The organism is Streptomyces sp. 2323.1 (assembly GCF_900221035.1).
In the GTDB taxonomy this organism is placed as follows: Bacteria; Actinomycetota; Actinomycetes; order Streptomycetales; family Streptomycetaceae; genus Streptomyces; species Streptomyces sioyaensis.
Window position 1 is genome coordinate 1,755,018 of record NZ_LT907981.1, and the last position, 12,534, is coordinate 1,767,551.

The window sequence follows — 12,534 nt, forward strand, 5'->3', positions numbered from 1 at the left end:
CTCGGAACTACTCATCGCCCCGACCGGACGACAGTTCTTGAGGACTTCACCTTCCATGCCTTCTTCGCACACCCTGAACATCGGGATTCTCGCCCACGTCGACGCGGGTAAGACCAGCCTCACCGAGCGGCTGCTGTTCGACTCCGGTGCCATCGGCCGGCTCGGCAGCGTCGACGCCGGTGACACCTGTACGGACACCGGCGCGCTGGAGCGCCTGCGCGGCATCACCATCCGCTCGGCCGTCGCCTCCTTCACCGTCGGCGAGGTCCGGATCAACCTCATCGACACCCCCGGCCATGCCGATTTCATCGCCGAGGTCGAACGCGCCCTGGGGGTCCTCGACGGCGCCGTGCTGCTGCTGTCCGCAGTGGAGGGCGTCCAGGCCCGCACCCGGGTACTGATGAAGACGCTGCGGCGGCTGCGGCTGCCCACCCTGCTGTTCGTCAACAAGATCGACCGGACCGGCGCCCGGGACGAGGCGCTGCTCGCGGACATCCGGCGGCTGCTGGCGCCGGTGCCCGTCCCGATGACCTCCGTGACCGGCCTCGGCACCGCACGGGCCGGCTCGGTGCCGTACGACCTGGAGGACCCGCTGATCCGTGCGCGGATCGCCGAAACGGTGGCCGAGGCCGACGAGTCGGTCCTGGCGCAGCTGGTCGGCGCGGCACCCGGAGGGCAGGCGCAGGAGGACGGGCCGCTGACCGCGGACCGGCTCCGTGCGGCGCTGGCCGCCCGGACCGCCGACGGCTCGCTGCATCCGGTGTACTTCGGCTCCGCGCTCGGCGGCCAGGGCGTCGGGGCGCTCGTCGAGGGCATCGTCCGGCTGCTCCCGCCGGCGCCGGCCGGGACGGGCACCGAGCCGCGGGGGACGGTCTTCGCCGTCCACCAGCCGCCGCACGGCGAGCGGACGGCCCATGTCCGGCTCTACGACGGCGAGTTGCGGCCGCGGCAGCAGATCACGCTGCACCGGACTGGGGCCGACGGGGCGGCCGCCTCCGTGACCGGCCGGATCACCTCGCTGGAGGTCATCGGCCGGCCGCCCGGGGACACCGGGCCGCTCACCGCGGGCAATATCGCGGTGCTCCGCGGGCTGCCCGGCATCCGGACCGGCGACCGGCTCGGCCCGGCCGACGACACCGCGGCCGGGCCGGCGCTGTTCGGCTCCCCCACCCTCGAAACCCTGGTCCGGGCCCGCCGTCCGGCCCGTGCCGCCGCACTGCGCGGCGCGCTGCTGACGCTCGCCGACCAGGACCCGCTGCTCCAGGCGCGCCCCGCGCCGGACGGGGCGACCTCGGTGCTGCTGCACGGCGAGGTGCAGAAGGAGATCCTCGCGGCCACCCTGCACCAGGAGTACGGCATCGAGGCCGAGTTCACGCCGAGCCGGGTGGTGTGCGTGGAGCGGCCGTCCGGGGTCGGCGAGGCGTGCCAGGAGATCGCCCGATTCGGCCACACCGGTCCCTGGGCCACGGTCGGGCTCCGGGTGGAGCCGGGCGCCCGCGGCTCGGGGCCGGTCTTCACCTACGAGACCGAACTGGGCGCGCTGCCGCACGGCTTCCACCAGGCCATCGAGGAGACCGCCCTGGCAACCCTGCAGTGCGGGCCGCAGGGGCTGGCGGTGACGGACTGCCGGGTGGTGCTGACCCGTTCCGGCTTCATCGGCCCGGTCAGCACCGCCGGGGACTTCCGTACGGTCACCGGCCCGGTGCTGCGGCGGGCGCTGGAGCGGGCCGGCACCCGGGTCTACGAGCCGTACCACGCGTTCGAGGCCGAGGTCCCGCTGACCGCGCTGGCCGCGGTGACCGCCCGGCTCGCGGCACTGGGCGCCGAGCTCGCCGAGACCTCCGGCGGCGTGCACTCCTGGCTGGTCAGCGGCGCGGTCCCGGCCCGTCACGTCCAGGAGATCCAGCGGAGGTTGCCCGGACTGACGCACGGCGAAGGGGTGTGGATGTCGTACCCGTCGGGCGACCGGCCGGTGCGGCGGGGCGGGGGCGGGTGAGGGGTCGCGGGCGGCCGCGCGCCGGGGCGGTAGCGGCGCGGTCCGGCCGCGCCGCCGCTCACCGCTCCGTCAGGACGTAGTCCACCTGGCCGAACGTGATGTGATCGCCGGGGCCGACCGGCACCTCACCCACCACCCGCCGGCCGTTGACGCAGGTCCCGTTGGTGGAACCGAGGTCGCGCAGCAGCCAGCCTTTGCCGGCGCTGCGGAGTTCGGCGTGCGCGCGGGAGACCGTGTCGTGGTTGAGGCGCAGGCCCACACCGGGCGCCCGCCCGATGAGCAGCGGGAGCGGGCCCGGCTCGGGCAGCAGCAGCTTCGGCAGCCGCTCCCTGCGCCAGGCGCGGCGCACCCGGATGTGGAACGCCGAGGCCCGGCCCACCATCCGCAGGACGGTGCCCTGGACCTTGCCGCGGTCGGCCAAGTCTGCGGTGACCACATCGAGTTCGGACTGCTGCTGGGCGGTGAGGACGAGTTCCAGTCGCCGCAGAAAGGTGTCCTGGGACAGCCGTCCCTGCGCCGCGCCGTCGCGCAGCAGATCAAGAGCGCGTTCCCGGTCCGCATCCGACGGGCGCGTCGGGCGCGCAGGGAACTCGAGCGAAGTCATACCGCGATTCTCGGGCCACCGCGAGCCGCTGTCCAGGCGGTGTTGCCGCGGGGACGGTGCAGGTGGGGGCCGGGTCACCACAGCGGCACGCGGGAGAGCGCGAGGTGGGCCCGTGTCGCAACACGGGGCTGCCGGGCGGCGCGCGGGCATGCTTTCTTCGTCGGGACCGCGAACGAAGGAGGACGGCCGTGCTGTTCGAGGTGTGGGCGCCGAGGGCCGGACGAGTCGCTCTCCAGTGGGCGGGGGACCGGGCCGGGGAGCCGGCGGTCGTGCTGGAGCGCGACCCCGGCCGTGCGGGGTGGTGGCGCGCCGAGGCCCCGGCGCGCGACGGCGACCGGTACGCCTTCCGGCTCGACGACGGGCCGCCGCTCCCCGATCCGCGGGCCGTCCGGCTGCCGGACGGCCCCGGCGGGCCGGGTGCGGTCGTCGAGCACGACCGGTTCCGGTGGCAGCACCCCTGGCCCGGCCGCCCGCTGCCCGGCGCGGTGCTCTACGAGCTGCACCTGGGCACCTTCACCCCCGAGGGCACCTTCCGCGCCGCCGCCGAACGACTGCGCCACCTCGCCGACCTGGGCATCACCCATATCTCCCTGATGCCGGTCTGCCCCTTCCCCGGCCACCACGGCTGGGGGTACGACGGCGTCGCGCCCTGGGCGGTGCACGAGCCCTACGGCGGGCCGGACGGGCTCAAGCAGTTCGTGGACGCCGCGCACGGCCACGGTCTGGGGGTGCTGCTCGATGTGGTGCTCAACCACCTCGGCCCGTCCGGCAACCCTCTCCCGGCGTTCGGGCCGTACTTCACCGACACCCATCACACCCCCTGGGGCGCGGCGGTCAATCTCGACGCCCCCAGCTCCGCCGAGGTACGCAGCTACTTCCTGGGCAGCGCGCTCTCCTGGCTGCGGGACTTCCGGCTCGACGGACTGCGGCTGGACGCCATCCATGCGCTGCACGACGACAACGCCCCGCACTTCCTGGCCCAACTGTCCGCCGCGGTCGACGGGCTGGCCGGGCAGCTGGGACGCCCGCTGTTCCTGGTCGCCGAGTCCGATCTCAACGATCCGGGCACCACCGCGCCGCGGGAGCACGACGGGCACGGTCTGCACGCCCAGTGGAACGACGACTTCCACCACAGCCTGCACACCGCGCTCACCGGCGAATCCCAGGGCTACTACGCCGACTTCGCGCGCGCCCCGCTCGCCGCCCTCGCCAAGACGCTGACCGGTGGCTTCTTCCACGACGGGACGTATTCCGCCTTCCGCGGCCGGGCGCACGGCGCGCCCCTCGACCTGCGGGTGACGCCCGCGTACCGCCTGCTGGCCTACGCGCAGACGCACGACCAGGTCGGCAACCGCGCACTCGGCGACCGGCTGGCCGCCGGACTCTCCCCCGGCCTGCTCGCCTGCGCCGCCACCCTCGTGCTGTGCTCACCGTTCACGCCGATGCTGTTCATGGGCGAGGAGTGGGGGGCGACCACCCCGTGGCAGTACTTCACCTCGCACCCGGACCCGGAGCTGGCGGAGGCGGTACGGGCCGGGCGCCGGCGCGAGTTCGCGGCGCACGAATGGGCCGGAGAGGCCGGGGACTGGCCCGATCCGCAGGACCCGGCGACCCGCGACCGCTGCGTCCTGGACTGGACCCAGCCGTCCCGGAAGCCGCATTCCGCGCTGCTGGCCTGGCACCGCACGCTGCTGGCGCTGCGCCATGAGCTGCCCCCGCTGACCGATCCGGATCCGCGCCACACCGCCGTCCGCTTCGACGAGCAGGCCCGCTGGCTGCTGCTGCGGCGCGGCCCGCTCCGGGTGGCGGTCAATCTCGCGCGGGACGCCACGGCCGCCATCCCCGTCGACGACGCGGCGCGGGGCGGGACCCGGCTGCAGGCCCTGGCCGGCTGGCCCGCGGCCCGGCTCCCCGGGGCGGACGGGGTGGTGCGGCTGCCCCCGGAGTCGGCGGTGGTGCTGGGGCCGTAGCACGGGCGCCGGGTGCGACCGCGGAGTGCCGCTGCGGCCGGAGAGCGTCGCGGCAATCACGATCGGGGCTCGGTCGAATCGCGGCACTCGCCCCTGTCACACGCTCGGCTGAAAAGGTGAAGGGCTGTCAGCCTCCCTTGTGCGGGGCCCCCTCGGCTGGGTTACTGGTGCTCCTACCAGGTGGGCCGCCCCTCCCTCCGCTGGGGAGAGGCGGCAGCCGGTCCACTGGTGAGCGGACCCGGCTTCGATCAGCACGGCGTCGCCTGGCGGAGGTTCCGCCAACCGGCGCCGACCCGGGCGTCGGCTGGTGAGGTGGCTCAACTCCGTCCGAGGAGGACGTCTTGCGAGCCATCCTTGTTGTGCGATCGCTGCTGGCGACAGCCGTGCTTCCGCTGGCCTTGCTGTCCGCTCCCGCCGCCCACGCCGCGCTCCCGATCCAGGTGCCGTGCGGTGAGTCGGCGCTGGCCGATGCGATCAACACGGCCAACGCTGCCGGAGGCGGCAACCTGACCCTCGCCGCCCTGTGTACGTACACCCTGACCAGCGCCCACAGTTCGGGCGGCGCCGGACACCCGGCGGGGCTGCCGAACATCACCACCGCGATCTCCATGACCGGCTTTCTCACCCAGATCACCCGGGCCCCGGGCGCGCCGGCTTTCCGGATCTTCGAGGTCGACGGCCCGTCTCAAGTCCCGGGTGCCAACGGCCGGCTCAGCATGACCACCGTCACCGTCAGCGGGGGTGACGCCGGCCTCGGGGTGGGAGGGGGCATCGCCAACCTCGGCGGCACGGTGACCCTCAACAGCAGCACGGTCAGCGGCAGCAAGGCGTCCTACGGCGGCGGCCTCTACACCGACGGTGCCCTGACGCTCACCGGCAGCACCGTCACCGGGAACACCGCAAGCGTCGCCGGCGGCGGCATCTTCACCAACGCCGGCACGGTGACGCTGACCGGCAGCCCGGTCGTCGGCAACATCCCGGCCAATTGCGGCGCCCTGCCTCCGGTTTCCCCCGCCTGCTGAAGACGGGCCCTGCCGCCGTCTCACCGCAGTGGGGCTCAGGACGGGTCGTAGACATACGGCAGGGCGTTGCTGTTCCCGGCCGGGGTGTGCGCGACGACGTTCACCGTGCCGGCCGCTCCGCCCGGGGAGGTCGCAACCACCTGGGCGTCGGAGATCGCCGAGAACGAGGCCGGGACGCCGCCGAAGGTCACCGCGTCGGTGTAGGTGAGGCTGCTGCCGCCCAGCACGATCGCGTCGCCCCCGAAATCGGGGCCATGGGAGGGGATGAGACCGGTCAGGACGGGCGCCGCCAGATACGTGTAGTACGGATTCCCGGTGGCCGCCGTGCTGGTCCCGCCCGGTGTGGTGACGGTGACGACGACCGTGCCCGCACCGGCCGGAGCGGTGACGGTCAACTGGCTGTCGGAGACCACATGGAGGACGGTGGCCGGATTCCCCCCGAAGCTCACCGCGCCGGCGAGGGTCAGATTGCTGCCGAAGACGGCGACGGTGTTGCCGCCGGTGTCCGGGCCGAGGTGCGCGGACAGCTCGTTGATGGTGGGCGCGGCGACGTAGACGTACGGCAGGGGGTTGCTGGTGCCGCCGGCCGTGGAGACCGTGACCGTGGTGGCGGACGGCGGCCCGGCGGGCGCGCTGACGACGATCTGCGTAGCGGTGTTGCTGAGAACGGTCGCCGGGTTGTTTCCGAATTTCACCGAGATCGCTCCGGAAAGATTGCTGCCGCTGACCGTGACGAGATTTCCGCCCGATACCGGACCCGAACCAGGACTCAGACCACTGATGACCGGAACAGCAGCAGCAACGTACGTGTAAACAAGGGAATTACTCGTACCACCCACCGTCGTCACCGTCACCGTGACAGACGACGGCAACCCCGCAGGGGCAATCACCACGACCTGAGAAGCGGTATTACTCAACACGGTCGCCGAGTTGGCCCCGAAATTCACCGAGGTCACGCCGGCAAGATTGATGCCATTGAGGGTGACGGCATTGCCGCCCGAGGTGGGGCCCGAAGGGGGACTGAGGGTGGTGAGTACGGGGGCTGCGACGGTGGTGTAGGTGAAGAGCACATTCTGGGTGCTGGTCCCGGTCGGTGCCGTGACGGTGACGGTGACCGTGCCGGTCCCTGCGGGCGTCCTCGCCGTGATCTGCGTATCGCTGACGAGGACGAAGTTGGTGGGGGTGGGGCCGAACCTGACCAGCGTGGCGCCGGTGAAGCCGGAGCCGGTGATGGTGACGGCGGTATTGCCTTCGGGAGCACCTTGGTTGGGGCTGACGCCGGTCACAACGGGGGCCATGATGCTCTTCTCCTTCTCGTGCCGCCCGGGGCGGTCCCGCCCCGTGGCCCGCGGTCGTCGGCCGGGGCGGAGGCGTCGCCGCCCGTCCGCGTCACGCGCTGCGGACGGGCGGCGACGTGGTGGTCGTGCCGTCGGTGCCGGTCGTCCCCGACGATCAGGTGATGGTGAAGGCCTGGGCGTTGGAGTTGCCGCCGCAGGTGTGGACCGTGATGGTCCCGGCGCCGGTGGCGAGCCCGCCGGGCACGGTGGCGACGAGTTGGGTGCCGCTCACCGGGGTGGGGACGACGGTAGCGGTGGCGGCGGTGCTGTCGGTGAAGGTGACCGCGTCGACGCCGACGAAAGCGGTCCCGTTGACGGTGATCTGATCTCCCGCCGTGCCCGACGTGGGCAGCACCGAGGTGATGGCCGGCGCGAGGTAGTAATCGATCAGGGTGGTGCCCGAGGCGCTGGTTCCGCCGGCGGTGGTGATGGTCACCGGCTGGGTCGACACCGTAGCGACCTGGCCCGGGTTGGCCGGCGCGGTGAAGGTGACCTGGCTCGACTGGGTGGGGGTGACGGCCACGTTGCCGACGGTGCCCACCCCGACCTGTGTTCCGGAGAGGAAGTTGGTGCCGAACAGCGTCACCGAGCCGCCCGTGGCGGCCGATACGCAAGTGACGCTCAGCCCCGTGGTGGTCGGCGTGGCGATGACGAAGAACGGCAGCGCGTTGCTGGTGGCGCCGGCACTGCTGGTGACGCTGACGGAGACCTGACCGGAGCACGGCGCCGTACTGGGCACCACGAAAGTGACCAGGGTGGCGGTGACACTTGCCGGGGTGACCGACGCCGCACCGAAGTTCACCCTCGTGGTGGTGGACATACCGGTTCCGTTGATCTGGACGGTGTCCCCGGGTTTGCCCTGGTTGGTGGTGGTCGTGGTGTCCACTAACGAGGTGATGGTTGCCATGAACTTTCTCCTTCGAATGTGCCGCCCTGCCAGGGATGGACAGAGCAGGCCGTGGCTGACCCCGTCCGCAACGCATGGGAGGTCCCAGTGGGGGCGGGAAGGGCATGTGACGACCATGTGACGACCCGTTGGGCGGGCACCTGGGACGGGTCGTCCCGTGTGAATCAACGCGGTCCCGCATACAGGGCGGCGTCAATCTCCTCGATTGATTAAAGCCAAGGGGTGAAGGAGGCGACAGGTGAAATTGGCGCAACAAAGGCTTGATAGGTAAATAGGGTAAGGGTTACTTAACCGACCCCCTCCGCCGTTGCGCGCCCCGGCCCGTGCCCATTTTTTTCCAGCCGATAAGGCCGCCGAAAAACGGGCGGACGGCCTCAACCGCCCGCCCGCCGACGGTATATGTGCGCACGTGAGCAGGGCCGAGGGCCGATTCTGCACCCGGGATTGTCCACCGCCTCTTGGGAGGTGGCGGGGTGCGGGGCCGGGGTCGTTCGACACGAGGGGGCGGGGCAACAGCGGGAACCGTGCTGCGCGTTACGCCGGTGCGCGCCCTGTCGGCTCGCCGTTCAGTTCTTCGTCAGGTCGTCGCTCAGCTCGTCGTCAGTTCATGGCCAGTTCGTCGTTCAGTGGGCGGAGTGCCGGGCGCAGACCTAGTGCGAGAACTCCGAGACGAACGCCGCGCAGAAGGCCTCCAGGTCCGCGGGCCTGCGGCTGGTGATCAGGGTGTTCGGTCCGGCGTTGCAGATCTTGACCTGCTCGTCGACCCAGGTGCCGCCCGCGTTGCGGATGTCGGTCCGCAGGCTCGGCCAGGAGGTCAGGGTGCGGCCACGCACCACATCGGCCTCGACGAGCGTCCACGGTGCATGGCAGATGGCGGCCACCGGCTTTCCGGCGTCGAAGAACGACTTGATGAACGCCACGGCCCGCGGGTCCAGGCGCAGCGCATCCGGGTTGGCCACGCCGCCGGGCAGCACCAGACCGTCGAAGTCCGCCGCGGTGGCCTCGTCCACCGTCAGATCGACGGGGAAGGTGGCCGCCCTGTCCAGGTGATGAAACGCCTGCACCTTTCCCGTGTGGGTGGAGACCAGCGTCGGGCCGCCGCCCGCGGCGACCACCGCCTGCCAGGGCTGGGTCAGCTCCACCTCTTCGGTGCCCTCCGGGGCCACCAGAAACGCCGCCTGCATACTGCGTTCACGTCCCTTCGTCGGGTCGGGGAGCGAGGAAGCCCCCGCTCCCACTTCTCGACCATAACGGCCCGGAGCGCCGGGCACTTCTTTGCCGAGCCGGGCCCCGCGGACCGGGCCCGACAGGCGCTCCCGAGGCCGTCCGGCGCCCTGGGAAACGCGCGCTCACCGGCCCTCCCGCTCGCCCGATCGTCCACTCCCGGCAAATGTGCTGGACACTGTGTACATGCCCCTGCATCTCTCCGACCTCCTGGCCCGGCCCGACCTCGATCTGTCCGTCACCTACGACGTGCCGCCGCACCTGCTGGCCCGCACGGTCGAGGCGGCGACGGTCTCGGATCTGCCGGCGCCGGGGAAGTGGCTGCAGGGCGGCGAACTCCTCATGACCATCGGGCTGTTGCTGCCGAGGGAGCCGGCCGCGTGCCGGGCGTACGTCCGGGATGTGGCCGAGGGCGGGGCGGCGTGTCTGGCGCTCGGGCTGGGGCAGGGGCTGCCGTATCAGGAGGCGCCGGAGCCGCTGGTGCGGGCGGCGGAGGAGGCCGGGCTGCCGCTGCTGACGGTGCCGGACGGGGTGCCGTTCATCGCCGTCACCAAAGCGGTCTTCGACGCGCGGGCCCAGGAACAGCGCGAACTGCTGCAGCGGGCCTTCGCCACCCAGCGGCGGCTGACGGCCGCGGCGACCGGCGGTGGCCTGCGGCCGATGCTGGCGGAGTGGACGGCCGCCACCGGCGTGGGCGCGGCGGTGCTCGACCCGCTGGGGCGGCTGCTGGCGGCCGGCGAGCGGGCGCACCGTACACCGCCCGCGCAGGCGCACGAGCTGCTCGCCCGGGTCGCCGCGCACGGGCTGCGCGGCAGCGCCGCCAGCACGGCCGCCGGGCAGCAGCTGGAGGTGCAGCCGCTGGGGGCCCGGCGGCTGCGCGGGCTGCTGCTGCTCACCGGCCGCTTGGACGACGCCGCCCGGTCGGTCGTCCCGGGCCTGGTCTCCCTGCTCTCCCTGGAGCTGGAGCGCCGCCATCTGCGCGATGAGCCGGAGCGGCGCCGCAGGTCGGCGCTGCTGTCGGAGCTGCTGGCGGACGAGGACCCGTCCGCCGACCGGGCCCGGGACGTGCTGCAGTCGGTGGGACTGACCGCCGAGCGGGTGCGGGGGGTCGTGGTGGAGGCCCCGGGCGGCGCGGAAGGCCGTACGGGGCCGGACCCGTCGCAGGAGGGGAGCGCGGAGGGCGCCGCGCAGGAGATGGCCGCCGATCTGGCGCTGGCGCTGCCCGGCGGCCTGGTCCGGGTCGTGGACGGGGCGGCGGGCCCGGTCATCGAGGCGGTGGCCGGCGAGGACCTGGACGTCCGCGAGGTGCTCGCCCGCTTCGCCCCGCACCGTCCGGCCGGTATCGGCCCGGCCGCCGGCCCCGAAGCTGTCCGGGTGTCGCTGCACCAGGCGGCCGGACTGCTCGCCCTCAGCCGGGCGAGCGGGGAGCCCGCCCAGGCCCGGCAGAGCCAGGCCAGCCGGCTCCTGCTCGACCTGGGCGACCGTCGTACGCTGCACGGTTACGCCGACACCGTCCTGGGCCCGCTCGACCTCGCCGACCACGGGGAGGAGCTGGCCGCCACGCTCGCGGCCTGGCTGGAGACCGGCGGCGCCTGGGACGCCACCAGCCGGCGGCTCGGCGTCCACCGGCACACCGTCCGCAATCGCCTGGACAAGGTCATGGACCTCACCGGCCGCCGCCTCGACGACCCCGACGACCGCTTCGACCTCTGGCTGGCCACCCGCATCCGCCGTGGCGGCGCCCCCGGGACCGGCGGCCGGCCCGCTCCCCCACCGCCGGGCCGATGACACGAACCCCTACATTTCCCGCCCGCTCTTCACTCTCCCCCCTGGCACCGTTTTTACTTCGAGGGTGACTTACGAGATCCGCACCCCCACGCCCGGCACTGCCGGCCCCGCCACCGCGCCCCCTGCACGCCCCGCACGGGGCGGCGGGCGCGGCGCCCTGGTGGCCGTCAGTGATCTGCACGTCCGCTACAAGGAGAACCGCGACATCGTCGAGGGGCTGGAGCCGCAGTCCGCCGACGACTGGCTGCTGGTGGCCGGCGACATCGGCGAGCGGGTCTCCGACATCCGCTGGGCGCTCGCCCTGCTCAGCAGCCGGTTCGCCAAGGTGGTGTGGGTGCCCGGCAATCATGAGCTGTGGACGACGGCCGACGACCCCGTACAGCTGCGCGGTGTGGCGCGCTATGAGCATCTGGTCGGCATCTGCCGGGAGTTGGGCGTCCTGACCCCCGAGGACCCCTATCCGGTCTGGGAGGGCGACGGCGGCCCGGTCGTCATCGCACCGCTCTTCCTCCTCTACGACTACAGCTTCCGGCAGCCCGGGGTGACGTCCACTCACGAGGCGCTCGCCCGGGCCGAGAAGGCCGGCGTGGTGTGCACCGACGAGCACTTCCTGCACCCGGACCCGTATCCGACGCGAGAGGCGTGGTGCCGGGCGCGGGTGGCCGCCACCGAGGCCCGGCTCGCCGCCGTGCCCGAGGACCTGCCGACGGTGCTCGTCAACCACTGGCCGGTGGTGCGCGAGCCCACCGAGCCGCTGTGGTACCCGGATTTCGCGCTGTGGTGCGGTACGGAGGCGACCGCCGACTGGCCGGTCCGGTTCCGGGCGGCCGCCGTGGTCTACGGCCATCTCCACATCCCGCGGCTGCTGGTCTGCGACGGCGTCCCGCATCAGGAGGTGTCGCTCGGCTACCCGCGCGAGTGGCAGCGCCGCTCCCGCGCCCCGGGCCGCCCGGTCCAGATCCTCCCCGTACCGGCCGCGGCCGGCGACACCACGGGGACCCCCGCATGATCGACAAACTGCTGCCGCCCCCGGTCGTGACCGCGGAGGCCTTCCAGGACGCCCCGCTGTCCCAGATGTTCCCGGAGGAGTGGGCGCTGGTGGCCGAGGCCGTCCCCAAGCGGCAGAAGGAGTTCGGCACCGTACGCGGCTGCGCCCGCAGCGCCCTGGCCGAGCTGGGGTTCGCCCCCGCGCCCCTGCTTCCGGGCCCGAAACGGGAGCCGCAGTGGCCGGCCGGCGTCGTCGGCGCGATGACGCACTGCAACGGCTATCGCGCCGCCGCGGTGGCCCGCTCGGCGGAGGTCCGCACCATCGGCCTGGACGCCGAGCCCCATCTCCCCGTGAACGACCCCGGGGTGGTCGATCTGGTCACCCTCCCCGAGGAACGCCCCCAGCTCGCTCGGCTGGCCGCAGCGCAGCCCGAGGTCTGCTGGGACCGCCTGATCTTCAGCGCCAAGGAGAGCGTCTACAAGGCGTGGTACCCCCTCACCCACCGCTGGCTCGACTTCCAGGAGGCCCACCTCACCCTCGACCCCACCAACGCCACGTTCACCGCCCGCCTCCTCGTCCCGGGCCCCGTGATCGACGGCCAAGAACTCACCGAATTCAGCGGCCGCTGGCTGATCGGGGCGGGGTTGGTGGTGACGGGGATTGTGGTGATGGTTTGAGGGGGCGGCGGTTGCGGGGGG

Annotated in this window: 10 protein-coding genes; 6 read left to right on the forward strand and 4 right to left on the reverse strand. The window is 73.0% G+C overall.

The genetic code is table 11. The annotated features are described in order from the left end of the window. The first annotated feature begins 55 nt into the window (after nt 1–55). Nucleotides 56–1,996, forward strand: coding sequence for a tetracycline resistance ribosomal protection protein Otr(A) (otr(A), locus tag CPH93_RS06985; protein WP_096212298.1), 1,941 nt, complete (start codon nt 56–58; stop codon nt 1,994–1,996). A 58-nt stretch (nt 1,997–2,054) separates the two neighbouring features. On the opposite strand, the gene CPH93_RS06990 is transcribed toward otr(A), so the two are convergent. Continuing rightward, a complete protein-coding gene (locus CPH93_RS06990; RefSeq protein ID WP_096212299.1) occupies nt 2,055–2,600 on the reverse strand; it encodes a DUF1707 and FHA domain-containing protein in 546 nt (181 codons plus the stop codon). 188 nt (nt 2,601–2,788) lie between these two features. Here CPH93_RS06990 and treZ point away from each other — a divergent pair, with 188 nt between their 5' ends. Both treZ and CPH93_RS07000 read left to right on the forward strand, forming a co-directional pair. Continuing rightward, a complete protein-coding gene (treZ, locus tag CPH93_RS06995) occupies nt 2,789–4,570 on the forward strand; it encodes a malto-oligosyltrehalose trehalohydrolase (RefSeq protein WP_096212300.1) in 1,782 nt (593 codons plus the stop codon). A 341-nt stretch (nt 4,571–4,911) separates the two neighbouring features. After that, nucleotides 4,912–5,592, forward strand: a complete 681-nt coding sequence (locus tag CPH93_RS07000) for a hypothetical protein (RefSeq protein ID WP_231977211.1) — start codon at nt 4,912–4,914, stop codon at nt 5,590–5,592. A gap of 35 nt (nt 5,593–5,627) precedes the next feature. Here CPH93_RS07000 and CPH93_RS07005 read toward each other — a convergent pair whose 3' ends face one another. The 3 genes from CPH93_RS07005 to CPH93_RS07015 form a co-directional block, all read right to left on the reverse strand. Further along, the gene (locus tag CPH93_RS07005) at nt 5,628–6,890 is read right to left on the reverse strand and encodes an IPT/TIG domain-containing protein (protein ID WP_096212301.1); all 1,263 of its coding nucleotides are present in this window, start codon (nt 6,888–6,890) and stop codon (nt 5,628–5,630) included. 154 nt (nt 6,891–7,044) lie between these two features. Next, the gene (locus tag CPH93_RS07010) at nt 7,045–7,836 is read right to left on the reverse strand and encodes an IPT/TIG domain-containing protein (protein ID WP_159394971.1); all 792 of its coding nucleotides are present in this window, start codon (nt 7,834–7,836) and stop codon (nt 7,045–7,047) included. Between the two features lie 650 nt (nt 7,837–8,486). Further along, nucleotides 8,487–9,020, reverse strand: a complete 534-nt coding sequence (locus CPH93_RS07015; RefSeq protein WP_093485981.1) for a type 1 glutamine amidotransferase domain-containing protein — start codon at nt 9,018–9,020, stop codon at nt 8,487–8,489. Between the two features lie 226 nt (nt 9,021–9,246). On the opposite strand from CPH93_RS07015, the gene CPH93_RS07020 reads away from it, so the two are divergent. From CPH93_RS07020 to CPH93_RS07030, 3 genes are all read left to right on the forward strand, one after another. Continuing rightward, nucleotides 9,247–10,848: a PucR family transcriptional regulator gene (locus CPH93_RS07020; protein ID WP_096215338.1), complete on the forward strand. Its 1,602-nt coding sequence runs from the start codon at nt 9,247–9,249 to the stop codon at nt 10,846–10,848. Nucleotides 10,849–10,912: 64 nt separating this feature from the next. Continuing rightward, on the forward strand, nt 10,913–11,857 hold the full coding sequence (locus CPH93_RS07025; RefSeq protein ID WP_093489312.1) for a metallophosphoesterase family protein: 945 nt from the start codon (nt 10,913–10,915) through the stop codon (nt 11,855–11,857). Next, nucleotides 11,854–12,513: a 4'-phosphopantetheinyl transferase family protein gene (locus CPH93_RS07030; RefSeq protein ID WP_096212303.1), complete on the forward strand. Its 660-nt coding sequence runs from the start codon at nt 11,854–11,856 to the stop codon at nt 12,511–12,513. Before CPH93_RS07025 ends, CPH93_RS07030 begins: the two co-directional genes overlap by 4 nt. The last annotated feature ends 21 nt before the right edge of the window (nt 12,514–12,534 follow it).

Bases quoted from the DNA above. Each gene is read 5' to 3' on its own strand.
- CPH93_RS07020 (WP_096215338.1), top strand. From the start codon at position 9,247: ATGCCCCTGCATCTCTCCGACCTCCTGGCCCGGCCCGACCTCGATCTG.
- CPH93_RS07030 (WP_096212303.1), top strand. From the start codon at position 11,854: ATGATCGACAAACTGCTGCCGCCCCCGGTCGTGACCGCGGAGGCCTTC.
- CPH93_RS07015 (WP_093485981.1), bottom strand. From the start codon at position 9,020: ATGCAGGCGGCGTTTCTGGTGGCCCCGGAGGGCACCGAAGAGGTGGAG.
- CPH93_RS07005 (WP_096212301.1), bottom strand. From the start codon at position 6,890: ATGGCCCCCGTTGTGACCGGCGTCAGCCCCAACCAAGGTGCTCCCGAA.
- CPH93_RS06990 (WP_096212299.1), bottom strand. From the start codon at position 2,600: ATGACTTCGCTCGAGTTCCCTGCGCGCCCGACGCGCCCGTCGGATGCG.
- CPH93_RS07010 (WP_159394971.1), bottom strand. From the start codon at position 7,836: ATGGCAACCATCACCTCGTTAGTGGACACCACGACCACCACCAACCAG.